19 protein-coding genes are annotated in these 23,450 nt (G+C 75.2%); 14 read left to right on the forward strand and 5 right to left on the reverse strand.

What is annotated here, in order from left to right:
* Positions 1-25: 25 nt before the first annotated feature.
* The 5 genes from ABZ457_RS01915 to ABZ457_RS01935 all read left to right on the forward strand — a co-directional run bounded on the left by ABZ457_RS01915 (position 26) and on the right by ABZ457_RS01935 (position 6,229).
* Positions 26-805: a DUF4142 domain-containing protein gene (locus tag ABZ457_RS01915; protein WP_359152800.1), complete on the forward strand. Its 780-nt coding sequence runs from the start codon at positions 26-28 to the stop codon at positions 803-805.
* A gap of 189 nt (positions 806-994) precedes the next feature.
* Entirely contained in the window at positions 995-2,455 is a 1,461-nt protein-coding gene (locus ABZ457_RS01920; protein WP_359152802.1) for a DUF692 domain-containing protein, read from the forward strand.
* A gap of 5 nt (positions 2,456-2,460) precedes the next feature.
* Entirely contained in the window at positions 2,461-3,456 is a 996-nt protein-coding gene (locus ABZ457_RS01925) for a TIGR04222 domain-containing membrane protein (protein ID WP_359152804.1), read from the forward strand.
* Positions 3,457-3,562: 106 nt separating this feature from the next.
* Positions 3,563-4,381: a TIGR04222 domain-containing membrane protein gene (locus tag ABZ457_RS01930; RefSeq protein WP_359152806.1), complete on the forward strand. Its 819-nt coding sequence runs from the start codon at positions 3,563-3,565 to the stop codon at positions 4,379-4,381.
* A 237-nt stretch (positions 4,382-4,618) separates the two neighbouring features.
* On the forward strand, positions 4,619-6,229 hold the full coding sequence (locus ABZ457_RS01935) for an alpha/beta hydrolase (RefSeq protein WP_359152808.1): 1,611 nt from the start codon (positions 4,619-4,621) through the stop codon (positions 6,227-6,229).
* Between the two features lie 90 nt (positions 6,230-6,319).
* Here ABZ457_RS01935 and hemQ read toward each other — a convergent pair whose 3' ends face one another.
* Both hemQ and hemG read right to left on the reverse strand, forming a co-directional pair.
* A complete protein-coding gene (hemQ, locus tag ABZ457_RS01940; RefSeq protein ID WP_359152810.1) occupies positions 6,320-7,033 on the reverse strand; it encodes a hydrogen peroxide-dependent heme synthase in 714 nt (237 codons plus the stop codon).
* A 4-nt stretch (positions 7,034-7,037) separates the two neighbouring features.
* Positions 7,038-8,534: a protoporphyrinogen oxidase gene (gene hemG / locus ABZ457_RS01945; RefSeq protein WP_359152812.1), complete on the reverse strand. Its 1,497-nt coding sequence runs from the start codon at positions 8,532-8,534 to the stop codon at positions 7,038-7,040.
* 184 nt (positions 8,535-8,718) lie between these two features.
* Here hemG and ABZ457_RS01950 point away from each other — a divergent pair, with 184 nt between their 5' ends.
* From ABZ457_RS01950 to ABZ457_RS01960, 3 genes are all read left to right on the forward strand, one after another.
* Positions 8,719-9,753, forward strand: coding sequence for a DUF4349 domain-containing protein (locus tag ABZ457_RS01950; RefSeq protein WP_359152814.1), 1,035 nt, complete (start codon positions 8,719-8,721; stop codon positions 9,751-9,753).
* Positions 9,754-9,781: 28 nt separating this feature from the next.
* Entirely contained in the window at positions 9,782-11,161 is a 1,380-nt protein-coding gene (locus ABZ457_RS01955; RefSeq protein ID WP_359152816.1) for an FAD-dependent oxidoreductase, read from the forward strand.
* 91 nt (positions 11,162-11,252) lie between these two features.
* Positions 11,253-11,663, forward strand: a complete 411-nt coding sequence (locus ABZ457_RS01960; RefSeq protein WP_359152818.1) for an SHOCT domain-containing protein — start codon at positions 11,253-11,255, stop codon at positions 11,661-11,663.
* A 70-nt stretch (positions 11,664-11,733) separates the two neighbouring features.
* On the opposite strand, the gene hemE is transcribed toward ABZ457_RS01960, so the two are convergent.
* A complete protein-coding gene (gene hemE, locus ABZ457_RS01965; protein ID WP_359152820.1) occupies positions 11,734-12,798 on the reverse strand; it encodes a uroporphyrinogen decarboxylase in 1,065 nt (354 codons plus the stop codon).
* A gap of 92 nt (positions 12,799-12,890) precedes the next feature.
* On the opposite strand from hemE, the gene ABZ457_RS01970 reads away from it, so the two are divergent.
* From ABZ457_RS01970 to ABZ457_RS01990, 5 genes are all read left to right on the forward strand, one after another.
* Positions 12,891-13,562: a DUF3000 domain-containing protein gene (locus ABZ457_RS01970; RefSeq protein WP_359152822.1), complete on the forward strand. Its 672-nt coding sequence runs from the start codon at positions 12,891-12,893 to the stop codon at positions 13,560-13,562.
* 239 nt (positions 13,563-13,801) lie between these two features.
* Positions 13,802-14,464 (forward strand): response regulator transcription factor, encoded by a 663-nt coding sequence (locus ABZ457_RS01975; RefSeq protein ID WP_359152824.1) that lies wholly within the window; start codon positions 13,802-13,804, stop codon positions 14,462-14,464.
* A gap of 209 nt (positions 14,465-14,673) precedes the next feature.
* Positions 14,674-15,963 carry a ribonuclease D gene (locus tag ABZ457_RS01980; RefSeq protein ID WP_359152826.1) on the forward strand — a complete coding sequence of 430 codons (1,290 nt, stop codon included), beginning with the start codon at positions 14,674-14,676 and terminating at the stop codon, positions 15,961-15,963.
* A gap of 882 nt (positions 15,964-16,845) precedes the next feature.
* Complete coding sequence (locus ABZ457_RS01985; RefSeq protein WP_359152828.1) at positions 16,846-18,072, forward strand: acetyl-CoA C-acyltransferase; 1,227 nt, start codon at positions 16,846-16,848, stop codon at positions 18,070-18,072.
* Positions 18,069-20,198: a 3-hydroxyacyl-CoA dehydrogenase NAD-binding domain-containing protein gene (locus ABZ457_RS01990; protein WP_359152830.1), complete on the forward strand. Its 2,130-nt coding sequence runs from the start codon at positions 18,069-18,071 to the stop codon at positions 20,196-20,198. Before ABZ457_RS01985 ends, ABZ457_RS01990 begins: the two co-directional genes overlap by 4 nt.
* A gap of 445 nt (positions 20,199-20,643) precedes the next feature.
* Here ABZ457_RS01990 and ABZ457_RS01995 read toward each other — a convergent pair whose 3' ends face one another.
* Positions 20,644-21,732: a hypothetical protein gene (locus tag ABZ457_RS01995; protein ID WP_359152832.1), complete on the reverse strand. Its 1,089-nt coding sequence runs from the start codon at positions 21,730-21,732 to the stop codon at positions 20,644-20,646.
* A gap of 166 nt (positions 21,733-21,898) precedes the next feature.
* Between ABZ457_RS01995 and ABZ457_RS02000 the strand changes: the two genes are divergently transcribed.
* The gene (locus ABZ457_RS02000) at positions 21,899-22,336 is read left to right on the forward strand and encodes an NTP pyrophosphohydrolase (RefSeq protein WP_359152834.1); all 438 of its coding nucleotides are present in this window, start codon (positions 21,899-21,901) and stop codon (positions 22,334-22,336) included.
* 34 nt (positions 22,337-22,370) lie between these two features.
* Here ABZ457_RS02000 and ABZ457_RS02005 read toward each other — a convergent pair whose 3' ends face one another.
* Positions 22,371-23,441 carry an NlpC/P60 family protein gene (locus ABZ457_RS02005; RefSeq protein WP_359152836.1) on the reverse strand — a complete coding sequence of 357 codons (1,071 nt, stop codon included), beginning with the start codon at positions 23,439-23,441 and terminating at the stop codon, positions 22,371-22,373.
* Positions 23,442-23,450 lie beyond the last annotated feature (9 nt).

A 23,450-nucleotide genomic window follows, 5' to 3' on the forward strand; every position in this document is an offset into this window, starting at 1 on the left:
ACGTATCGGCTCTGGAGGCACTTTGTTGCGGCGCATCAACGGGACAGTTCTCATCATCGCGGCCCTGGTCGTCACGGCCGGCGCCCTGGCGTTCCCCGTGTGGTCGTACGCCGACCGGTCCGGGACCGGCCAGGCGAATCTGAACGCCTCCACCGTGGCGACCCAGTGGGGGCCGCTCTCCGCCACCGACCGGGACTTCCTGGTCAAGGTCCGGCTCGCCGGGCTGTGGGAGCTGCCGGCGGGACAGCAGGCGCTGGAGCGCGCGCCGAGCGAGGCGATCAAGGAGGCGGGCGACCACCTCATCGTGGGCCACGCCGACCTCGACCGGCGGGCCCGGGACACGGCGGCGAAGCTCGGCGTGGAGCTGCCGAACCAGCCGAACGAGCAGCAGCAGGGCTGGCTGCGGGAGCTGTCGGCGGCGAGCGGCAAGGAGTACGAGTACAAGTTCGCGAACCTGCTCCGGGTGGCGCACGGGAAGGTGTTCTCGCTGATCGCGCAGGTCCGGCACACCACCCGCAACACGCTGATACGCCAGCTCGCCTCGGACGCCAACCAGACCGTGCTGGACCACATCACGATGCTGGAGGCGACGGGGATGGTGGACTTCGACGCCATCGCGAACGAGGCCGCGGGCGGGGCGACCGCCAGCCCGACGGGTCCGCCGCCGCCGAACGGGAACCTGCCTCCGTCGCCGCAGCCGGTGGAGCCGCCGTCCGACCTCGAACTCACCTCACGGCCGTCGCCGCCGGAGCCGGGCACGGTCAACACCAACCGGCCGGAGCCGGGCGAGTCGCCGGCGGGCTGACGCGGGCGGGCTGACGCGAACAGGGGCGGGGGTGACGGGTCAGTGACCCGTCACCCCCGCCCCGCCCCCGTTCACGAAACCTCAAATGTTGCTCTGAACGTCCCCTTCTGCGGATTCACGGCCGTCCCGCAGGGCCATGACACCCCTGCGCACCGCAGGACCGCGGAGGCCAGGCAGGAGGGGGACATCGTGGAACTCGGCATCGGAATCGGCTGGCGGCCGGAGATCGCGGAGGCGGTCGAGTCGCTGGACGGCCTCGACTGGGTCGAGGCCGTCGCGGAGAACGTCTGCCCCGGCCATCTGCCCGACTCCCTGGAACGGCTGCGCGCCCGCGGCGTCCGGATCGTCCCGCACGGCGTCTCCCTCGGCCTCGGCGGCGCGGACCGCCCGGCGCCGGAGCGGCTCGCCGCCCTCGCGGAACGGGCCGAGGCGCTGGAGTCGCCGCTGGTGACCGAGCACATCGCGTTCGTCCGGGCGGGCGGCGCGCTGACGGCGTCCCCGGCGCTGGAGGCCGGCCATCTGCTGCCCGTCCCCCGGACCCGGGACGCGCTGGCGGTCCTGTGCGAGAACATCCGCATCGCGCAGGACTCGCTGCCGGTGCCGCTGGCGGTGGAGAACATCGCGGCCCTGATCTCCTGGCCGGACGAGGAACTGACCGAGGGCCAGTTCCTCGCGGAGCTCGTCGAGCGGACGGGGGTGCGGCTGCTGATCGACGTGGCCAACCTCCACACCAACCACGTCAACCGCGGCGAGGACCCCACGGCGGCCCTGGACGCCCTCCCGCTGGAGGCCATCGCCTACGTCCATGTCGCGGGCGGCGTCGAACGCGACGGCATCTGGCACGACACCCACGCCCACCCGGTCCCGCCCCCGGTCCTCGACATCCTCACCGCCCTCCGCTCCCGGATCGCCCCACCCGGCGTCCTCCTCGAACGCGACGACGACTTCCCGCCCGCGGCGGCGCTGGCGGCGGAACTCACCACCATCCGGACGACCCTGACGGAGGCGGCGGAAGCGAACGGGGGCGCGCCGACCGGCCGGCGCACGCACCCCGGGCGGGCGGCCCCGGCGGGTGCCGACGGCGGCACAGCGATCCCGGGCGAAGCCGACACCGGCCCGGCGGCCGACCGCGCGCCGGGCGCCGCCCACGACGAACCCGCCGGGGACGGCAAGGGGTTCGCCACGAGCGCCCGGGCCGCCGCCGGACGGGCGCAGGGGCTCGCCCCCGCCCCGCCCGGGGCGCGGGAGCGGGTGGGGATCGCGCAGGCCGCGTTGTTGTCCGCGCTGGTCGCGGGGACGCCCGCGCCCGCCGGGTTCGATCGGGGGCGGTTGCGGGTGCAGAGCCGGGCGCTCGCGGCCAAGCGGGCGGATGTCGTCGCCAAGGTGGCCCCGGAGCTGCCCGGGATTCTCGGGGACGGCTACCGGCCCGCGTTCCTCGCGTACGCCAGGGCCCGCCCGATGCGGGCCGGGTACCGGCGGGACGCGCTGGACTTCGCGGAGCACCTGCTCGCCGCCGGGCGCCCGGAGAACCCCGCCGCGCGGCGGCGGCTGACGCTGTGGTGGCAGGACCGGGCCGCGCCCGAACCCCCGGGGCGGGCGACCCGGATCGTCCGCGCCGCCCGGGCCGTGCTCACGGGCGTGGGAAGGTGACCGCGATGAACGGACTCGCACTCGCCGTCTGGCTCGCCGTCGGCCTCTCCTCCACGCTGCTGATCGCCCGGGTGACCGCCGTCCTGCGCGGACCGCGGGCCGACGGGACCGGGGTCCACGACGTCTACGAGGCCGCGTTCCTGAGCGGCGGCCCGGCCCGCACCGCCGACGCCGCGATCGCCGCCCTGCAGGCGGACGGCCGGATCGCCGTGGGCGGGCCGGGGATCGTCACCGTGCTGCGTCCCGTCGCCCACGACCCCGTGGAGCGCTCCGTGTTCGACGCGCTGGCCGCCGGTCCGAGCGGCGCGCTGGGTGTGCTGCGCGCCGCCGTCATGCGCGGCCCCGCCGTGCAGGAGGTCGGCGACGGCCTCGCGGCGCGCGGGCTGGTGCATCCGCCCGGCTCGCACCGCGCGCTCGTGGCCTGGGGCACGGCCCAGGGCATCCTGTGCGTGCTCGCCACGCCGGTGTCGTTCCTGCTGACGGTCGTGGCCCTGTTCGCCGACGAACCCGCGCTGGACGGCTGGCCGTTCTTCATCCTCGTCCTGCCGGTCCTGGCGGCGGGCACCGTGATCGGGTTCTCGCAGGCCGCGCGGGTGCGCCGCCGGGTCTCCCGGTCCGGGCGGCAGGCGCTCGCCGCGTACCGGGCCGCCGCGCACACCGCGCCGAGCGCCGCCGGGCTCGTCGCCCTGCACGGGGTGCGGTCCCTGCCGGACCCGGTGTTCGCGGCCCAGCTGACGGCGGCGGCCCGGCAGGGGGTGCTGCCCCCGGCCGGGACCGCGCCGGCCGCCGCGTACGCGTACGGCGCCGGGACCCCGTACCCCGAGCCCGTGTGGTGCGGCGGACCGGGCGGGTCCGGGCCCGGCTGGGACTCCGGGCCGGGCTCCGGGGGTTCGGGGTGCGGCGGCTCCTCCGGCGGCGGTTGCGGGGGCTCGTCCGGGTCCTCCGGTTCGAGCTGCGGCGGCTCCTCGGGGTCGAGCTGCGGAGGCGGCTCCTCCGGCTGAGAGGGGGGCGCGCCCCACGCCCGGCGCGCCCGGGGCCGCGGCGGCGAAACGTCCGAATCCTGGGATTCCGGTGGCGCCCCGCTCCCCCGTCGCGTAGACATCGCCCATGCTCTGGCTCGCTCTCCTCGCCCTGGCATGGTCGGCCTCCGCCGTCAGTTGCCTGCGCCTGTGCCTGGCCGCCGCCGACGCCCCGCGTCTGCCCGGCGCGGACGAGGACACCGGGCGGCCGGGCGCGCCCGGCCGGCTGACGCTCCCGGAGGCCGCGTTCCTGGCCGGTGGCCCGCACCGGGTCACCACGCTGGCCCTGGTGTCGATGCACCGGGAGGGGCGGCTGCTGCTGGCGCACACCGGCTGGACGACGGTCGTGGACCCGGAGGGCGGCGACGACCTCGAACGCTCCGTCATCGGCGCAGCGGGCCCCGGCGGTCAGGAGCGGACGGCGGCGGTCCGGGACGCGGTGGCGGGCGGCGCGGCCGTACGGCGGCTGGGCGACCGGCTGGTGGCCCAGGGGCTCGCGGTCCCCGAGAGCGCCCGCTCGGCGGTCCGGTCCGCGCTCCGCGCGGTGCGCGCGGCGGGGGTGCTCACGGTCGTCCTGGCGGCGGGCGCGGTGCTGTCGCTGCCCGGGGGCGTGGCGGCGGGCCCGGTGGCGGTCTGGTTCGCGCTGCCGCTGCTGCTGACGCTGGGCGCCTTGGCGGCGGCCCGCTTCGAGGTGCACGCGTACACGGGCTGGGCCTCGCCGCTCGGCGCCGGCCGGCTGACCGCCCTCGTCGCCCACGCGGCCGCGGCGGACGACGGGACGGACGCGGACGGGGGCCGCGCCCGGCTCACGGCGCTGGCGGTGTTCGGCATCGGGGCGATCGAGGACCCGCTGCTGCGTACGGCCCTCAACGGGACGGGCACGCCCCCGCTCCCCGACCCGCGCTGACCGCACCGACCGGCCGAAGCCGGGCCCCGGACCGCAACCGCCGAGCCGCACCCGGGCCCGCACCCGGGCCCGGACCGCAAGTAAACGGCCGCGCACCCGGCCCCGCCCCGCCCGACACGCGCCGCCGACACGCACGGCGGTGCTTTACATGCCCATACGCCCTGCCAAAGATCCTTCTGTCCTCGTGGCCCCAGGCCCCACCGCCCCACGGGCCGCCGTGCGCACGAAGGGAACGCGATGAGAGCTGCTGCGACGTTCGGGACCCTGGCCGGTCTCGGTTCCTTGGTCCTCACGACCGTGGCCGCCCCCGGCGCCACCGCCCGGCCCGCCGCCGCGGACGCCGGCCCCGAGGCCCGCGGCACCGCCCTCGCCGCCGCGCGCGCCTCGGCCGCCGGCATCGGCTTCGGCGCCTGTCCCGCCTCGGAGGGACTGACCGCCGAGGTCCGCTGCGGCACCGTCGAGGTCCCCCTCGACTACGCGGACCCGGACGGGACCCGCATCCGGCTGACCGTCAGCCGCGTCCCCGCGACCGGCGAGGCGTCCGAACGCCAGGGCGCGCTGGTCTACAACCCCGGCGGCCCCGGCGCCTCCGGCATGTACTTCCCGATGGCCGCCCGGCTGCCCGAGTGGCGGCGGATCTCCCGCGCCTACGACCTCGTCGGCTACGCGCCCCGGGGCGTGGGCCGTTCCGCGCCCCTGTCCTGCCAGGACCCGGCCGACTTCCTCAAGGCCCCCACCCCCGCCCCCACGCACCCCTCCCCCGCGTACAAACGGGAGCGGATCGCGCAGGCCCAGGCGTACGCCCGGGGCTGCGCGCGCACCACGGGCCCGGCGCTGCGGCACTACACCTCCCTCAACAACGCCCGCGACCTGGACGTGCTGCGCGCCGCCCTCGGTGAGGAGCGCCTGACCTTCATGGGCGCCTCCTACGGCACCTACTTCGGCGCCCTGTACGCGACGCTCTTCCCCTCGCACGTCCGGCGGATGGTCTTCGACTCGGCCGTGGACCCCGATCCGCGCCGTGTCTGGTACCGCAACAACCTCGGCCAGTCACGGGCGTTCGAGACCCGCTGGGCCGACTTCCGCGCCTGGGTGGCCAAGCACGACGCCGTCTACGAACTGGGCGACACACCGGGCGCGGTGGCGCACTCCTACGAGCAGGCGCGCGCCCGGCTCGCGCTGGAGCCGGCGGGCGGCACCGTGGGCCCTGGCCAGCTGCACTCCGCGTTCCTCGCGGCGGCCTACTACGACGGCTCCTGGCCCCGGCTGGCGCACGTCCTCTCGCGCTACCTCCAGGGGGACGCCAAGCCGCTGGTGGAGCGGGCCGCGCCGGACCCGGCGTCGGCGAAGGAGGCGGAGAACGGCAACGCGGTCTACACGGCCGTGGAGTGCAACGACGCGCCCTGGCCGGAGGACTTCGCGGTCTGGGACCGGGACAACACCCGGCTCGCGCGCATCGCGCCGTTCGAGACCTGGGACAACGCGTGGATGAACCTGCCGTGCGCCTACTGGCCGGCGCCCCGGCAGCGTCCGCTGGACGTGGGCACCGACCGCGGGGAGCTGCCGCCGGTGCTGATCCTGGCGGCGGAACGGGACGCGGCCACCCCCTACGCGGGGGCACGCGAGCTCCAGCGGCGGCTGAAGGGGTCCGTGCTGGTCACGGAGAAGGACGCGGGCACGCACGGGATCGGCGGCGGCGAGAACGCCTGCGTCAACCGGTATCTGGAGGAGTACCTGGTGGACGGCGGGACACCGGTGCGGCGCGCGTCGTGCGCGCCGCACCCGGAGCCGGACCCGGTGTCGCTGGACCGGCGGGCGGCGGAGCCTGAGCTGCCGCCCGTCGTCTGATCTTCCGGGTCGGGGGTGCGCGGGCACCCCGAGGGGCGGGAGGCACGCCGGCTGCGTGCCCCCGCCCTCACATTCAGGAGGTGCGGGCGGTCAGGCCAGGCCCGCGACCAGGTCCGCCACGCTCTTGCGGCGACCGGTGTAGAAGGGGACCTCTTCGCGGACGTGCATCCGCGCCTCGGAGGCCCGCAGGTGGCGCATCAGGTCGACGATCCGGTACAGCTCGTCCGCCTCGAAGGCGAGGATCCACTCGTAGTCGCCCAGCGAGAAGGAGGCGACCGTGTTGGCCCGCACGTCCGGGTAGCCGCGGGCCATCTTCCCGTGGTCCGCGAGCATCCGGCGGCGGTCCTCGTCGGGCAGCAGGTACCAGTCGTAGGAGCGCACGAAGGGGTAGACCGAGACGTAGTCGCGCGGGTTCTCGTCGGCGAGGAACGCCGGGATGTGCGACTTGTTGAACTCGGCGGGCCGGTGCAGCGCCATGTTGGACCACACGGGCTCCAGGGCGCGGCCGAGCCGGGTGCGCCGGAAGCGGTTGTAGGCGTCCTGGAGTTCGTCCGCCGTCTCGGCGTGCCACCAGATCATGACGTCGGCGTCGGCGCGCAGGCCGGAGACGTCGTAGGTGCCGCGCACGGTGACGTCCTTGGCCGCGAGCTGGTCGAACAGCTCCTGGACCTCGTCGGCGAAACCGCCGCGGTCCTCGGGCAGCACGTCGCGCAGCCGGAAGACGGACCACAGCGTGTACCGGATGACCTCGTTGAGGTCCTTGGCCTTCTTGCCTGCGTTCGGGATCTTTTCGGGCGCACTCATACGGCTATTCTCCCGTGCCCGTCCGGGTGCCCCGCGCCAGGGTCGGCGTGGCGAGGATCTCGTCCGCGGCGCGCCGTCCGCTGCCGGCGCAGGCGGGGATGCCGACGCCGTCGTAGGCCGCCCCGCACACCCGCAGGGTGCCGAGCGCGGCGACCTGCTCCCGGACCCGCGCGACCCGGTCCGGGTGGCCGACGGGGTACTGCGGCAGTCCGCCGGTCCACCGGGTGACCTCGGCGGCGACCGGGCGGGCGGTGAGGCCGACGGCCTCGCGGAGGTCGGCCAGGGAGAGGTCCACCAGCTCGGCGTCCTCGCGGTCGAGGGCCTTCTCCTCGCCGTGCCGGCCGAGCGAGGTGCGCAGCAGGAACAGGTCCGCGGAGCTCTCGTCGACCCAGCGCCACTTGTTGGAGGAGAAGGTGGACGCCTTGATGCTCCGGCCGTCCACGGGCGGTACGAGGAAGCCGCTGCCCGGCAGTTCGCCGAGGTCGGCCCGGCGGAAGGCGAAGGTGGCGAGCGCCATGGAGGCGTACTCGACGCGGCCCAGTTCGGCGGCAGCGGCCGGGGCCTCGGCGGCGAGCAGGGCGGCGGCGGACCAGGCGGGGGCGGCGAGGACCACGGCGTCGGCGGTGAGGGTCTCGCGGTCGGTGCGGATGGTCCAGCCGGTGGCGCCGGTGTCCGGGAGGACGGTGCGTCTCAGCGCGAGGACGGGGGTGTCGGTGCGGACCACGCCGCCCTGGGCGCGCACGGCGCCGGCGACGGCGTCCGGCAGGGTGCCCATCCCGCCGGCGAGGCCGGTGAAGACCGGGCCCGCGCCCTGCTGGGCGGCCCCGCGCGCCTGGACCTCGCGGACGGCGGCGAGGAGGGAGTCGCTGCGGCGCAGCGCCTCGTGGAGGCCGGGCACGGCGGCCCGCATGGAGATCCGGTAGGCGTCGCCCGCGTAGACGCCGCCGAGCAGGGGCTCCACCAGGCGGTCGACGACCTCCCGGCCGAGGCGTTCGGCGACGTACGCGCCGATGGCCACGTCGTCCTCGACGGCGGCCGGGGGCAGCTCGGCCTCCCGCGCGATCCGGGCCAGCCCCTCGTCGGAGAGCAGCCCGGCGAGGGCGTCGGCGGTGCCGGGGACGCCCATGACATGGCCCTTGGGCAGCGGGCGCAGCGCGCCGCGGGTCCAGACGGCGGAGACGGCGACGGCGGGCGGCTGGAGCCGGTCGCCGAGGCCGGCGGCGCGGGCCAGCTCGATGCCCTCGGGGCGGCGGGCGAGCATGGACTCGGCGCCCAGGTCGACCGGCACCCCGGCGACCTCCCCGGCGAGCAGCTTCCCGCCGAGCCGGGCGGTGGCCTCCAGCAGGGTGACGCGCACCCCGGCGCCGACCAGCCGGTGGGCGGCGGCGAGCCCGGCGATGCCGCCTCCGACGACGACGACATGCGGGGCGGCGACCGGGTGACCGGGGGCCTGCGGATGGTCGGGGGTGCGGGGGCCGGCGTTCTCGGGACCAGCGTTCATGGCGCCAACTCTCTCAAATCCGGACGACGGCCCCGGACTCGGGCCCGGTGCCCGCCGCCGGGCCCCGGGTGACCCCCGCGAGTCTTGACCGTGACCCCTTCGAGACCGGGAACCGGCAACTCCGCACGGGCGGGCCACGTCGAACCGGCAAGCGCTCGCACATTCACGACCTGGGGGGTCTTTCATGCGTGCACGACGACGCACGGCGGCGGCACTGCTTCTGTCCGCCGCACTCGCTCTCACCGGCTGCGGTGCCGGCGACGCGTCCGACTCGGGGGCCGACGAGAAGCCCGCACTCTCCGACGCGGGGGCGGCCAGGCAGAGCGCCGCGCCCGGATACGCGGCGGAGGACCACGCCGCGACCGGGGAGGACGGGAAGAAGGCGGAGCGGGACGAGGCCGCCAAGAACCCGGCGGACGCGGCGGCCGGCCGGCACATCGTCCGCACCGCCTCGGTGAGCGTGGCCGTGAAGGACGCGGCGAAGGCACTCGCCGGAGCCCGCGCGGCGGCCGAGCGGGCGGGCGGGCACGTGGAGAACGAGAGCACCGAGCGCCTCGACGACTCCTCCACCACCTCCCGGGTGGTGCTGCGGGTGCCGCAGCGGGAGTACGACTCGGTGCTGGCCGAACTCTCGGGCGCCGGGAAGCTGCTGTCCCGGGAGGCGAACGCGAAGGACGTCACGGAGCAGGTGGTGGACGTCGAGAGCCGGATCGCCACCCAGCGGGCGAGCGTCGCCCGGGTGCGGGAGCTGATGGACCGTGCGGAGAAGCTGTCCGACGTGGTCACCCTGGAGGGCGAGCTGAGCAACCGCCAGGCGGAGCTGGAGTCGCTGCTCGCCAAGCAGGCGTCGCTGAAGGACCGGACGTCGCTGGCCACCATCACGGTGGAGCTGACCGAGCACCGGGAGGAGAAGAAGGCCCGGGACGAGGACCCCGGCTTCCTGGACGCCCTGGGCGGCGGCTGGGACGCGCTGGTGGCGGCGGTGCGGTGGCTCACGGTGGCGGTCGGCGCGCTCCTGCCGTTCGCGGCGGTCGCGGCGGTGCTGTACGCGGCCTGGCGGCTGCTGAGGCGTCGTCGCGGCGCCCGCGCGGAATCGGAGCCGGCGGCCCCCGCGTCCCCGGCCGCCCGGCCCTCCGTCCCGCTGCCCTCCGCCCCGCCGGTCCGGGAGACGGACGGGGACCGGAAGGGCGGCACCGGCCGGGCGGGCGGCAAGGACTGAACCGGCCCCGCCCCGTAGCGTGTTCCCCATGACGACGGAGCGGCTGGTGGTCGTGGGAGGTGATGCGGCGGGCATGTCCGCCGCATCGCAGGCACGCAGGGAGAAGGGCCCGGAGGAGCTGGAGATCGTCGCGTTCGAACGCGGCCACTTCAGCTCGTACTCGGCGTGCGGCATCCCGTACTGGGTCGCCGGCGACGTCGGCGCGCGGGACGAGCTGATCGCCCGCACCCCCGAGGAGCACCGGGCCCGGGACATCGACCTGCGGATGCGCACCGAGGTGACGGAGATCGACGTGCCGGGGCGCCGGGTGCGCTCGCGCGACCTGGAGAGCGGCGCGGAGTCCTGGACCGGCTGGGACAAGCTGGTGATCGCCACCGGCGCCCGGCCGGTGCGCCCGCCGATCCCCGGCATCGACGCGCCCGGGGTGCACGGTGTGCAGACCCTGGACGACGGCCAGGCCCTGCTGGACCGGCTGGCCGCCACCGAGGGCCGCCGCGCGGTGGTGGTCGGCGCCGGGTACATCGGCGTCGAGATGGCCGAGGCCCTGCTGCGGCACGGCTACGAGGTGACCGTGGTCAACCGCGGCGAGCAGCCGATGGCGACCCTGGACCCGGACATGGGCCGCCTGGTGCGCGAGGCGATGACCGGTATGGGCATCACGGTCGTCACGGACACCGCGGTGACCGCGATCCGCACGGGCGACGACGGGGCCGTGCGCGCGGTCGTCACGGACGGCGCGGAGTACCCGGCGGACGTCGTCGTTCTCGGCATCGGCGTCGAACCGGAGACCGCTCTCGCCCGGGCCGCGGGGCTGCCGCTCGGGGAGCACGGCGGTCTGCTGACCGACCTGGCGATGCGGGTGCGCGGCCACGAGGACATCTGGGCGGGCGGCGACTGCGTGGAGGTGCTGGACCTGGTCTCCGGGCGCGAGCGGCACCTCCCCCTGGGCACCCACGCCAACAAGCACGGCCAGATCATCGGCGCCAACGCGGGCGGCGGCTACGGCACCTTCCCGGGTGTCGTCGGCACGGCCGTCAGCAAGGTGTGCGACCTGGAGATCGCGCGCACCGGCCTGCGGGAGAAGGACGCCCGCGCGGTGGGACTGCGGTACGTCACGGCGGTCATCGAGTCGACCAGCCGCGCGGGCTACTTCCCCGGCGCGGCGGTGATGACGGTCAAGATGACCGCCGAGCGGCGCACGGGCCGGCTGCTGGGCGTCCAGATCGTCGGCCGCGAGGGCGCGGCGAAGCGGGTGGACGTGGCCGCGGTGGCGCTCACCGCGGGGATGACGGTCGAGCGGATGACCGCGCTCGACCTCGGCTACGCCCCGCCGTTCTCCCCGGTGTGGGACCCGGTCCTGGTCGCCGCCCGCAAGGCGTCCGCGGCCGTCCGGGCGGCGGGGGCGTAGTCCCTCCCCTGGACCCCGGATGGCCGAGGGCCGGGCGGGCGTCCACAATGGATCTGCACTCGGGGCCCTTCGCACGAAACGGGGCGCTGCCATGCACCTCGCGTACGACTATCCGCTGCTGGGCGCCATGTGGACGACCATGTGGCTGTTCCTGTGGATCCTGTGGTTCTTCCTGCTGTTCAGGATCATCGTCGACATCTTCCGCGACGACAGCATGAGCGGCTGGGTGAAGACGGGCTGGCTGGTCTTCGTCATCGTCCTGCCGTTCCTGGGCGTCCTGATCTACGTGCTGGCCCGGGGCAAGGACATGGGCAAGCGCGAACGGGAGCACGCGCGGGAGCAGCAGCAGGCCGTCGAGGACTACATCCGCAAGACGGCCGGGAACGACGCGGCCGAGGGCCCGAGCAAGGCCGAGCAGCTGGCGAAGCTCTCCGAGGTCAAGGCGCGGGGCGACCTCACGGACGAGGAGTTCCAGCGCGCCAAGGAGCTCATCCTGCACTGAGGGCCGTGACAGGGCGGACGGCGCGGGGCCGGCCAGGACCCGCGCCGTCCGTCAGTCCGTCACCGGCCCGTCAGCGGGCGGTCCGCTCGTGGACGTCGGCGACCAGACGGGTCAGCGCGTCCGGGTCGGTCGTCGGGAGCACCCCGTGGCCCAGGTTGAAGATGTGGCCCTCCAGACCGGCGGCCGCGTCCAGCACCTCGCGCGTCTTGGCGCGCACGGCCTCGGGCGTGGAGAAGAGGACCGCCGGGTCCAGGTTGCCCTGGAGCGCCTTGCCGGGGCCGACCCGGCGGGCCGCCTCGTCGAGCGGGACGCGCCAGTCCACGCCGACCACGTCCGCGCCCGCCTCGCCCATGAGGCCGAGGAGTTCGCCGGTGCCGACGCCGAAGTGGATGCGGGGGACGCCGTAGTGGGCGACCGCGTCGAAGACCTTGGCGGAGGCGGGCATGACCGAGCGCCGGTAGTCGGCGGGGGCGAGGGCGCCGACCCAGGAGTCGAAGAGCTGCACGGCGGAGGCGCCGGCCTCGATCTGGACCTTGAGGAAGGCGGAGGTGATCTCCGCGAGGCGGTCCAGCAGATCGGCCCAGAGCTCCGGGTCTCCGTACATCAGGGCCTTGGTGTGCTCGTGGTTGCGGGAGGGCCCGCCCTCGACGAGGTAGCTCGCGAGGGTGAACGGGGCGCCCGCGAAGCCGATCAGCGGGGTGGCGCCCAGCTCGCCGGTGAGCATGCCGATGGCCTCGGTGACGTAGTGGACGTCCTCGGGGGTCAGGTCGCGCAGCCGGGCGAGGTCGGCGCGGGTGCGGACCGGCTCGGCGACGACCGGGCCGACGCCGGGCTTGATGTCCAGGTCGATGCCGATGGCCTTGAGGGGGACCACGATGTCGCTGAAGTAGATCGCCGCGTCAACCTTGTGCCGCCGCACGGGCTGGAGGGTGATCTCGGTGACCAGCTCGGGCCGCATGCAGGACTCCAGCATGGGGATGCCCTCGCGCACCTTCAGGTACTCGGGCAGTGAGCGGCCCGCCTGGCGCATGAACCAGACCGGCGTGTGCGGCACGGGTTCGCGGCGGCACGCCCTGAGGAACGCGGAGTCGTGCGTCTTGCTCTGCTGGGCCCGGGGGCTGTCGTTGGCGCTCACGCCCAGAATCTTCGCACGGCCGGGGCAAGTGGCCGCTCCGGGCCGGGTGTCCCTCCCTGCACGGAGCGTGCGTTCCGCCTACTCTTCCCCGCATGGCTGCGGCTCAGGGACATTTTTCCGATCATTCCAACGGCATCGAGGCGACGGACCGCGCGGACGAGGACACCGTGCCCCCCGCGTTCCGGAAGGCGGTCGAGGCACTGCGGACCGCGCGGCTGCGCCAGGAGATCGAGGTCGATCCCACCCGGCCGCCCCGGAAACTGGCCCCGCACGCGTACGCGCTGGAGGCGGCCGTGGTCGACGGCGAGGAGGACCTCGCGGACGGCAGACTGGTGCTGCTCCACGAGCCGGCCGGGCACGAGGCGTGGCACGGAACGTTTCGGCTGGTCACCCTGGTGCGCGCGGAGCTGGAGCCGGAGATGGCGGCCGATCCGCTGCTGCCCGAGGTGTGCTGGTCCTGGCTGACGGGCGCCCTGGAGGCGCGTGGACTGGCGTACGGGGAGCCGAGCGGGACCGTCACCCGCGCGGGTTCTCACTATTTCGGTGGACTCTCCGACCGGCGTCCGGCGACCCAGATCGAGATTCGTGCCTCGTGGACGCCCCGGGAGGGCGCGGGCGGGGTCCCGGACACGGCGGCGCACCTGGCCGCCTGGTGTGATCTGCTCTGCCAGGTCGCCGGACTGCCCCCGATGCCGTCCGGCGTATCGGACACGACGACCGGCGTGGTGACCCTGCCGCAGCGGCGGGGGCCCCAGCAGCGCTGAGACGGCGGCGGCCGCCGGTGCACGGCTCGGCCCCGGGTGCTCCACGGGAGCCCCGGGGCCGAGCCATGTGCCGACAGCCGATCAAGTGTCCGAATTATACCGGTTATTCCTCACTAGATCGTGATCATTCCCTAAAGGAGGACGGGGTCCGTGCCGAAGAGGTCAGTGACCCAACTGCACGGTTCGCCCCGGCTTACTCCCCGAGCCGGCCCCGTCCCCGCACCTTTCCAGGAGGCCTGGTGTCCGTTCTTCTCGAGCAGCCCGCAAGCCTGGTCGCCTACCGCCCGAACAAGCCGACGGCCATGGTCGTCGTGGCCGACCCGCGCGTCCGTTCCACCGTCACCCGCCACCTGTGGGCGCTCGGGGTCCGCGACGTGATCGAGGCGTCGTCCATCGCGGAGGCCCGTCCCCGCGTCGGCAACCCGCGCGACATCTGCGTTGCCGACGTCCACCTGCCCGACGGTTCCGGGCTGACCCTGCTGTCCGAGACCCGCGCCGCGGGCTGGCCCAACGGCCTCGCGCTCTCCGCCGCCGACGACAGCGGCGCGGTGCGCAACGCCCTCGCCGGGGGCGTCAAGGGCTACGTCGTGACCGGTACGCGCACCAACATCGGCCACCCCACCCGTCCCGGCGCCGCCCCCATCGGCGCCGCGGCCGGCCGGATGCACCGCCGTCCCCCGGGTGCCCCGAGCCACCCGGGCGGCTACCGGGAGCTGTCCGGGCGCGAGGTGGAGGTCCTGCGCCTGGTGGCGGAGGGCCAGTCGAACAAGGCGATCGGCGTCTCGATGGGCCTGTCCGCCCTGACCGTCAAGAGCCACCTCGCCCGTATCGCGCGCAAGCTCGGCACCGGCGACCGCGCCGGGATGGTGGCCGTGGCGCTGCGCACCGGCATCATCCACTGACACCCCCGGGACGGACCGAGCCCACCGGCCACCTCCCGCTCGCCGGCTCCCCACCGGCACGACGCCCGCCGACGGAACGTTCCGTCGGCGGGCGTGCCGTGTCCGGCCGCCGCCGGCCAGGGCCCTCCCCGGCGGTGTTCCCGCAGTTCAGCGGCGCCCGGGAGACATGGGGCAGGTCGGACGTCCGTACGGGCGGATAGTCTTGACGCGTGACCGACGCCCAAAAGACCGCACCGCAGACCTCACTGCGAACCACCGGGGGCGGCCCCCCGGACGACGGCGTCCCGGGCGACGGGCTGCCGATCCCCCTGCTGGAGCCCCGCGAGGGCGTCCCGCCGGTCGTCGCCGACGCCGACGCCCTGGCCGAGGTGATCACCGCCTTCGCCGCCGGCACCGGACCCGTGGCGGTCGACGCCGAGCGCGCCTCCGGCTACCGCTACGGCCAGCGCGCCTATCTGGTGCAGCTGCGCCGGGAGGGCGCCGGGACCGCCCTGATCGACCCCGTCGGCTGCCCGGACCTGTCGGAGCTCGGCGAGGCGCTGGCCGGCACCGAGTGGATCCTGCACGCCGCCACCCAGGACCTGCCCTGCCTGCGGGACATAGGCATGCGGCCCAGCCGGCTCTTCGACACCGAACTCGCCGGCCGGCTGGCGGGCTTCCCCCGGGTCGGACTCGGCGCGATGGTCGAGGGCGTCCTCGGCTACGCGCTGGAGAAGGGCCACTCCGCGGTCGACTGGTCGACCCGCCCGCTGCCCGAGCCGTGGCTGCGGTACGCCGCGCTGGACGTGGAACTCCTCGTCGACCTGCGCGACGCGCTGGAGAAGGAGCTGGACCGGCAGGGCAAGCTGGAGTGGGCCCTCCAGGAGTTCGACGCGATCGCCTCCGCGCCCCCGGCCCCTCCCCGCAAGGACCCCTGGCGGCGCACCTCGGGCATGCACAAGGTGCGGCGGCGGCGCCAGATGGCGGTGGTCCGCGAGCTGTGGACGGCCCGCGACCGGATCGCGCAGCGGCGCGACGTCTCGCCCGGCAAGGTCCTCGGCGACGCGGCGATCGTCGAGGCGGCCCTCGCCCTCCCCGCGAACGCGGACGCCCTCGGCGCGCTCCCCGGCTTCGGGAACCGGGTCGGCCGCCGTCAGCTGGAGCAGTGGCAGGCGGCCGTCGACCGGGCCAAGGCCCTGCCCGACGCGCAGCTCCCCCAGCCCGGCCAGGCCGTGCAGGGGCCCCCGCCGCCGCGCTCCTGGGCGGACAAGGACCCGGCGGCCGCGGCCCGGCTGTCCGCCGCGCGGGCGGCGATCACCGCGCTGGCCGAGGAGCTGAACCTCCCCCAGGAGAACCTGATCACCCCGGACACGGTCCGCCGGGTGTGCTGGGAGCCGCCGTCGCCCCTGACCGAGGCCACCGTCTCCACCGCCCTGGCCACCCTCGGCGCCCGCCCCTGGCAGATCGCCCTCACGGCCCCGGCCCTGACGACGGCCCTGGCCGCCACCCCGGACGCGTAGCCGCGCCGGGGGCGCGGGCGGGGCGGGGGTTCGCGCTCCGCACGAGCGGGGCGCGTGGGCTGCGCCCGGCACGAGCGGGCGGGCGCAGTGCCACCCGGCCAGCGGGCTAGCGGCCGCGGCACCAGCTCCGCCCGAGCAGGGCGGGTGCCGCGGCCCGGCAGGCGGGCAAGCGGCCCGCCCACCGGGCGCCCTGGGACCCGGTCGCGCCCGGGCCGGGCGGGTGGGTTCGCGCTCCGCGCGAGCGGGGCGCATGGCCACCCACCTGGCCGCCCCCCACCCCCGGGGCGGCTCGCGCTCCGCACGAGCGGGGCGCGTGGGCCGCGCCCCGGCCCTCGGCCTCGTGAGCAGGCGGCACACCGCGCCTCGGGCCCGCCGGCAGAGGCGCACCGGGCCGGGCGGCGCCGCGGCGGGGCCCGTCAGCCCGTGGAGGGCGCTCCGAACGCGCGGCCCGCGCAGGCGAGCAGGGCGGGGCGGGGCGGGGTCCCCGTGCGGGCCCGGGGCAACGGCGCGGTCCGCACAGGCGAGCAGGGCCCCGGCGGCGGGCCGGGCTCGGGGCAGGCGCGTGGCGAGGACGAGGAGGACCGGGGCCTCGCGGCGGCCGGGGCCGGTGGGGCGCTCGGGACGGCGACACCGAGCCCCCGGCCCGCCAGGTCCGCGACCGCGTCCGCCGCGCGCCCGGCCGGTTTCCGCCGCGCGCCCGGCCGGTTTCGGCCGCCGCCCGGCCGGGGAACGGTTCCCGCGGCACCCGCGCGTGTGACCTTCGCCGCTCCCGCCCCAGGGGGTGGGCAGCCTGGTTACCCACAAGTAGCATGGGGCGAGCAAGCGCACGCTCAGGCATGCGCGCCGCAGCAGTGCCACCCCGCACCCTGGAGGAGAGCCATCGTGCCTCGTACCGTCAGGGACGTCGTCTTCGTCGACGGCGTCCGCACCCCGTTCGGCAAGGCGGGCCCGAAGGGCATCTACCACGAGACCCGCGCCGACGATCTCGTCGTGAAGGCCATCCGGGAGCTGCTGCGCCGCAACCCGGCACTCGACCCCAAGAAGATCGACGAGGTCGCCATCGCCGCGACCACGCAGATCGGCGACCAGGGCCTGACCCTGGGCCGCACCGCCGGCATCCTCGCGGGCCTCCCGCAGTCCGTGCCCGGCTACTCCATCGACCGGATGTGCGCCGGCGCGCTCACCGCCGTCACCTCGGTCGCCGGCTCCATCGCCTTCGGCGCGTACGACGCCGTCATCGCGGGCGGTGTCGAGCACATGGGCCGCCACCCGATGGGCGAGGGCGTCGACCCCAACCCGCGCTTCGTCAGCGAGAAGCTGGTCGACGAGTCCGCGCTGTTCATGGGCATGACCGCGGAGAACCTGCACGACCGCTACCCGCACATCACCAAGCAGCGCGCCGACGAGTACGCGGTGCGCTCGCAGGAGAAGGCGGCCAAGGCGTACGCCAACGGCAAGGTCCAGCAGGACCTGGTGCCGGTCTCGGTGCGCCGCACCAACCCGGAGGCCGGTGAGACCGGCTGGGGTCTGGTCACCGCCGACGAGCCGATGCGCCCGGGCACCACCCTGGAGTCCCTGGCCGGCCTGAAGACGCCGTTCCGCGTCCACGGCCGGGTCACCGCGGGCAACGCCGCCGGTCTCAACGACGGCGCCACCGCCTCGATCATCGCCTCCGAGGAGTTCGCCCGCGAGAACGGCCTCCCGGTCAAGATGCGCCTGGTCTCGTACGCCTTCGCCGGTGTCGAGCCCGAGGTCATGGGCTACGGTCCGATCCCGGCGACCGAGAAGGCCCTCGCCAAGGCCGGCCTGTCGATCGAGGACATCAACCTCTTCGAGATCAACGAGGCGTTCGCCGTCCAGGTCCTCGCCTTCCTCGACCACTACGGCATCGCCGACGACGACGCGCGCGTCAACCAGTACGGCGGCGCCATCGCCTTCGGCCACCCGCTGGCCTCCTCCGGTGTGCGGCTGATGACCCAGCTCGCCCGCCAGTTCGAGGAGCAGCCCGAGGTCCGCTACGGCCTCACCACCATGTGCGTCGGCTTCGGCATGGGCGCCACGGTGATCTGGGAGAACCCGCACCACAAGGACGCCGGAGGCGACAAGTGACCACCACCACCGAGCTCCTGAAGGGCGCGGCCGAGCTGTTCCCGGACGAGGTCGTCACCCAGGCGCACGTACGCCACCTCGACCTCCCCGCCGGGGCCGGGCGCTTCGCGCTCATCACCCTGGACAACGGCCTGGACCACACCAAGCCGACCACCTTCGGGCCGCAGTCGCTGGCGAACCTCGACGCGGCGATCGACCAGGTCGCCCAGGAGGCCGCCGAGGGCACGATCGTCGCCGCCGGCATCACCGGCAAGCCGTTCATCTTCGCGGTCGGCGCCGACCTCAAGGGCGTCGAGCTGCTGAAGCGCCACGAGGACGCGCTCGCCATCGGCAAGGGCGGCCACGACGTCTTCAAGCGCCTCGCGGGCCTGGGCGTGCCGACCTTCGCGTACTACAACGGCGCGGCCATGGGCGGCGGTGTCGAGGTCGGTCTGCACTGCACCTACCGCACCGTCTCGCAGGCCATCCCGGCGTTCTCGCTGCCCGAGGTCTTCCTCGGCCTGGTCCCCGGCTGGGGCGGCTGCACCATCCTGCCGAACCTGATCGGCCCGGAGAAGGCCGTCTCGGTCGTCATCGAGAACTCGCTGAACCAGAACCGCCAGCTCAAGGGGAAGCAGGTCTTCGAGCTCGGCATCGCCGACGCGATCTTCGAGGGCGCGGACTTCCTGGAGCAGTCCCTGGTGTGGACGGCCGCCGTCCTCAAGGGCGAGATCGCCGTCGAGCGCCCCGAGATCGACCGCGGCGAGTCCTGGGACCAGGCCGTCGCCAAGGGCCGCTTCGTCGCCGACTCCAAGGTGCACGGCGCCGCCCCGGCCGCCTACCGGGCCCTCGACATCATCGAGGCCGCCAAGGACGGCGACCTCCAGAAGGGCTTCGACGCCGAGGACCGGGCCCTCGCGGACCTGATCATGGGCGGCGAACTGCGCAGCGGCATCTACGCGTTCAACCTGGTGCAGAAGCGCGGCAAGCGCCCGGCCGGCGCGCCGGACAAGTCGCTGGCCCGCCCGGTCACCAAGGTCGGCGTCGTCGGCGCCGGTCTGATGGCCTCCCAGCTCGCGCTGCTCTTCCTGCGCCGTCTGGAGGTGCCGGTGGTCCTTACCGACATCGACCAGGAGCGCGTGGACAAGGGTGTGGGCTACGTCCACGCCGAGATCGAGAAGCTGCTCGCCAAGGGGCGCGTCAACCAGGACAAGGCCAACCGCCTCAAGGCCCTGGTCACCGGTGTGCTCGACAAGGCCGAGGGCTTCGCGGACGCGGACTTCGTCATCGAGGCCGTGTTCGAGGAGATGTCCGTCAAGCAGAAGGTGTTCGCCGAGGTCGAGGCGGTCGCCCCGGCGCACGCGATCTTCGCCACCAACACCTCCTCGCTGTCGGTCTCCGAGATGGCGTCGAAGCTGAAGCACCCCGAGCGCGTGGTCGGCTTCCACTTCTTCAACCCGGTCGCGGTCCTGCCGCTGCTGGAGATCGTGCGCGGCGAGCAGACGGACGATGCCTCGCTGGCGACGGCCTTCGGCGTGGCGAAGAAGCTGAAGAAGACGGCGGTCCTCACCAAGGACGCCCCGGCGTTCGTGGTGAACCGCATCCTGACCCGCTTCATGGGCGAGATCCAGAACGTCATCGACGAGGGCACCCCGGTGGCCACCGCCGAGAAGGCGATCGAGCCGCTCGGCCTGCCGATGTCGCCGCTGGTCCTGCTGGAGCTGGTCGGCCCGGCGATCGGTCTGCACGTCTCCGAGACGCTCAACCGCTCCTTCCCGGACCGCTTCACGGTCTCCCCGAACCTCAAGGCGGTCGTCGAGGCCGGCAAGCGCGGCTTCTACGTGTACGACAGCGGGAAGCCGGAGCTGGACCCGGAGGTCGCCGCGCTGCTGAAGCAGGGCGACAGCGTCCTGACGGAGGAGCAGGTCCGCGCCCGCGTCCTGGACGCGGTGGCGCAGGAGATCGGCCTGATGCTGGAGGAGGGTGTCGTCGCCGAGGCGCAGGACATCGACCTCTGCCTGATCACCGGTGCGGGCTGGCCCTTCCACCTGGGCGGCATCACGCCGTACCTGGACCGCGAGGGTGTCTCCGAGCGGGTGAACGGCAAGCGGTTCCTGGCGCCGGGCGTCGCGAGCGTCCCCGCGTAGGTCCCTGACGGGACGGGACCGGGAGACGGGCCGCGCGGATTCCTTCCGCGCGGCCCGTCCGCGTGTCCGGCGCGGGGGCTTCGCGGGGCGCGGCGAACCGGATCCCCGGCCGTCCTCGGCCGGGCCCCGGGCCCGTGCCCGGGCGGCGGGAGTCCTCCTGCCACGGCCGACCCTGGGGCCGTGCCCCGGGCGGACTGCGAAACCCAGCTGCCACGGGTCGGCGTCTCGCCCGTGAGTCCGGCGCGGGTCCGTCCGCCGGGTCCGGGACCCGGCGGACAGGATGTCCGGCCGTCCTCGGCCGGGCCCCGGACCGGGGCCCGGGCGGCGGGAGTCCTCCTGCCACGGCCGGCCCCGGGCGGACGGCGAGACCCACCCGCCGCGGGCCGGCGGCCCGTCCGCGTTCCGGGCGACGGGACGCCCACCCGGCGCAGCCTGCGCGGCCCGGTCAGGCGAGGGGCTTCCAGCGGCCCACCGCGAAGCCTCCCGCGTCCTTCTTCTGCCGGATGACCACTGGCTCGCCCGACGCGCCGAGGGCCGTCCCGACCAGCCCCTCCTCGCCGTGCGCGCACAGGGCCAGCGCGAGCCCGCCGCCGCGGACGCCCGCGCGGGCGGGGTCGGTCGGCGTCCACCACGCCCCGGCCTCCTCGTCCCCGGACGGGTACGCGGCGAAGGCGACCTGCCCCTCCGGGGTCTCCTGCGCGAGGACCGTGCAGTCGTGGCCGTCGATCTCCACCGCGGCGAGCGCCGGCGCGCCCGGACCGGCGGCGGGGAGCAACGGCCGGGCGTCCGGGCCGCGTTCGGGCGCCCAGACCCGGATCGTGCCCTCCGCGTCCGTGAAGAACAGCTCCACCGCACCGGACGGCCCGGTCAGGGCCGTGAACGCCCCCGGTTCCGCGCGTACACCGAGTTCGGCGGCCCGTTCGAAGGCCGCGCCCGGCTTCTCCTGGGTGAAGCGGACGACCGCGTCCCCCTCGGCCGCGTACAGCTCGACGCGCCCCTTGCCGTCCACGGCCGCCGCCGGGGTGTCGCGCACGCCCTTGCCGCCGAGGTCCTGCCAGCCCGCCCAGCCGCCCTTGACCTTCTGGTTCCGGCAGCTCAGCCCGGTGCCGCCGTTGCGCAGGGCGACATAGAGGCGGCCCTCGCCGTCGACGGCGGTGACCGGGCGGCCGGTCTCCTTCGGGGCCTTGTTGGGGTGCCCGAGGGCGGTCCAGCCGAGGAGCGGACGGCCGGTCTGGAACTGGACGGCGTGCACCAGTTCGAGCGTCTCGCCGCCGCGGACCCGGCGTACGCCCACCAGGTGGACATAACCGTCGGCGCCCTGGGTGACCGCGAGCGGCGGCAGGAGGCCGGGGGCGGGCAGCCGCTCCGGGCCGGGCGCGCCGGTGCCCCACCGGGTCCAGCGCAGCACCGCGTCGTCGCCGGGCGCCCAGGCCGTGAGGACGCCGTCCCTCCCCCGCGTCAGCCAGTCGCCCGTGAGCCGCGGCGGACCCTGCGCGTCCGCGTGGTCGGGCGTCGGAGCGGGCACGGCAGCCATGGGCCTTCCCTCGCGTCGGGGAACGGGACGGTCGGAGCATCCTCGGGCCCCGGGCCGGTGCGCGCCGGACGCCCGCGATCATTGTCCCAGCACCACCGCCGCCCGGTCCCCCGGCCCCCGCGCCACCGGCCCGCCCGGGCGGGCCCGTTCCTGGGAAGCTGGTCCCATGGACACCACCAGGGGCGGCGAAGCAGGCGACGGCAGCGGCACGGAACCCGGCAGCGGCACCCTTCTCGTCGTGGACGCGGCCAATGTCGTCGGGTCGGTCCCGGACGGCTGGTGGCGCGACCGGCACGCCGCGGCCGAGCGGCTGCGGGACTCCCTCGCGGCCGAGGGCGGCCAGTCGGCCGTCCCCGGCCCGGTGGAGGTGGTCCTGGTCGTCGAGGGCGCCGCCCGGGGCGTGGAGCCCGTCCCCGGCGTCCAGGTGGTGCCCGCGCCCGGCAGCGGGGACGACCTGATCGCCGCTCTCGCCGCCGACGCGGGCCGCGCCGGGCGCCCCTGTGTGGTCGTCACCGCGGACCGGGGTCTGCGGGCGCGGGTGACGGCCGCCGGGGCGCGCTGCACGGGCCCCCGCAGCGTCCGCCGCCGCCTCACGGACGGCTGACTGAAGCCGCCTCAGGGACGGCGGACCCGGCAGCTCAGAGGCGCTTGGCGCTGCGCAGGGTGGTGGCGTAGTAGCCGTTGCCGTCGAGACGGGAGGTGCCGCCCTTGTCGCCGATGGTCGGGCCGTTCACTTCCTCCCGGCTGGACAGGAAGATCTTGTGCCCGTCGGTGTCGTGGCCCAGGTAGATGCCCACATGGTCCAGGCGCTCCTTGGTCCGCGCGTCCAGCTTGAAGAAGACCAGGTCGCCCGGCTGGAGGACGCCGAGGGCGGTCGGGCGGTCGCCCGCGCCGACGCCCTTGAGGGGCAGCACGTCCGCGCCGATGTCCGAGCGGGCCATGCCGTTGGCCGTGCGCGGCAGTCCGTCGCCCACCCTGTCCGAGGCGGCGAGCGGGTAGCGGGCCCGGTAGCCCCACACCAGGCGCATGTAACCGGAGCAGTCGACCGAGCGGGCGCGCTTGGTCTCGGGCTGGATGGTGGTGCCGTCGCGGAAGGTGTAGGGGATGCCGAGGTAGTCGTAGAAGTCCGACAGCTCCTCGCGCAGGTCGTTGCCCTCGCTGCCGTTCGGGTTGAGCGGGCCGAAGTTGGCGTCGCCGGCGTAGGCGAGGCCCTCGTCGTCCTTCTTGACCGGCGCGCCCTCGATGTACTGGAAGGCGGAGGCGAAGACGTCGTCCTCCTCGCTGCCGTAGAACTCCTTGAACCAGTCCTTGAACCACTTCTCCTTCTCGGCGCCCTCGCGCCAGGGCTCCGGCATCAGACGGACCCAGTCCTCGGTCACCACACGGGACTTGGTGTTCGCGGGCTCGGTGAAGGTGCGGCTCGGGCCCCTGAGGGTGGCGGTGCGGGCCTTGTCGGTGAAGGTGGCCAGCACCTGGCCCTGCTCGCCCCGCAGCACCGAGCGGTCCGGCTTGTTCAGCCGCTCCCAGGTCTGCTTGCCGCCCTGCTGGCCCTTGCTGGACTCCAGCTGGGGCGTGTCGGTCACGGCCTGCACCGCCGGTGCCTTGGCCTGCTCGTCCTTGCGCAGTTCCACCGTGAGGTAGGCGCTGGAGGCGAGCAGCCCCAGCACCACGGCGGCGTGGACGACGGGGCGGGTCTTCTTCTTCGCCATGATGCGGCG

This window comes from Streptomyces sp. NPDC005805, assembly GCF_040630445.1.
Classification (GTDB): domain Bacteria; phylum Actinomycetota; class Actinomycetes; order Streptomycetales; family Streptomycetaceae; genus Streptomyces.

Excerpts from the sequence above, each read along its gene's own strand:
- hemG (WP_359152812.1), bottom strand. The coding sequence starts at position 8,534 with ATGAACGCTGGTCCCGAGAACGCCGGCCCCCGCACCCCCGACCATCCG.
- ABZ457_RS01970 (WP_359152822.1), top strand. The coding sequence starts at position 12,891 with ATGGCTGCGGCTCAGGGACATTTTTCCGATCATTCCAACGGCATCGAG.
- ABZ457_RS01950 (WP_359152814.1), top strand. The coding sequence starts at position 8,719 with ATGCGTGCACGACGACGCACGGCGGCGGCACTGCTTCTGTCCGCCGCA.
- ABZ457_RS02005 (WP_359152836.1), bottom strand. The coding sequence starts at position 23,441 with ATGGCGAAGAAGAAGACCCGCCCCGTCGTCCACGCCGCCGTGGTGCTG.
- ABZ457_RS01930 (WP_359152806.1), top strand. The coding sequence starts at position 3,563 with ATGCTCTGGCTCGCTCTCCTCGCCCTGGCATGGTCGGCCTCCGCCGTC.
- ABZ457_RS01995 (WP_359152832.1), bottom strand. The coding sequence starts at position 21,732 with ATGGCTGCCGTGCCCGCTCCGACGCCCGACCACGCGGACGCGCAGGGT.
- ABZ457_RS01925 (WP_359152804.1), top strand. The coding sequence starts at position 2,461 with ATGAACGGACTCGCACTCGCCGTCTGGCTCGCCGTCGGCCTCTCCTCC.
- ABZ457_RS01955 (WP_359152816.1), top strand. The coding sequence starts at position 9,782 with ATGACGACGGAGCGGCTGGTGGTCGTGGGAGGTGATGCGGCGGGCATG.
- ABZ457_RS02000 (WP_359152834.1), top strand. The coding sequence starts at position 21,899 with ATGGACACCACCAGGGGCGGCGAAGCAGGCGACGGCAGCGGCACGGAA.
- ABZ457_RS01960 (WP_359152818.1), top strand. The coding sequence starts at position 11,253 with ATGCACCTCGCGTACGACTATCCGCTGCTGGGCGCCATGTGGACGACC.
- ABZ457_RS01935 (WP_359152808.1), top strand. The coding sequence starts at position 4,619 with ATGAGAGCTGCTGCGACGTTCGGGACCCTGGCCGGTCTCGGTTCCTTG.
- hemQ (WP_359152810.1), bottom strand. The coding sequence starts at position 7,033 with ATGAGTGCGCCCGAAAAGATCCCGAACGCAGGCAAGAAGGCCAAGGAC.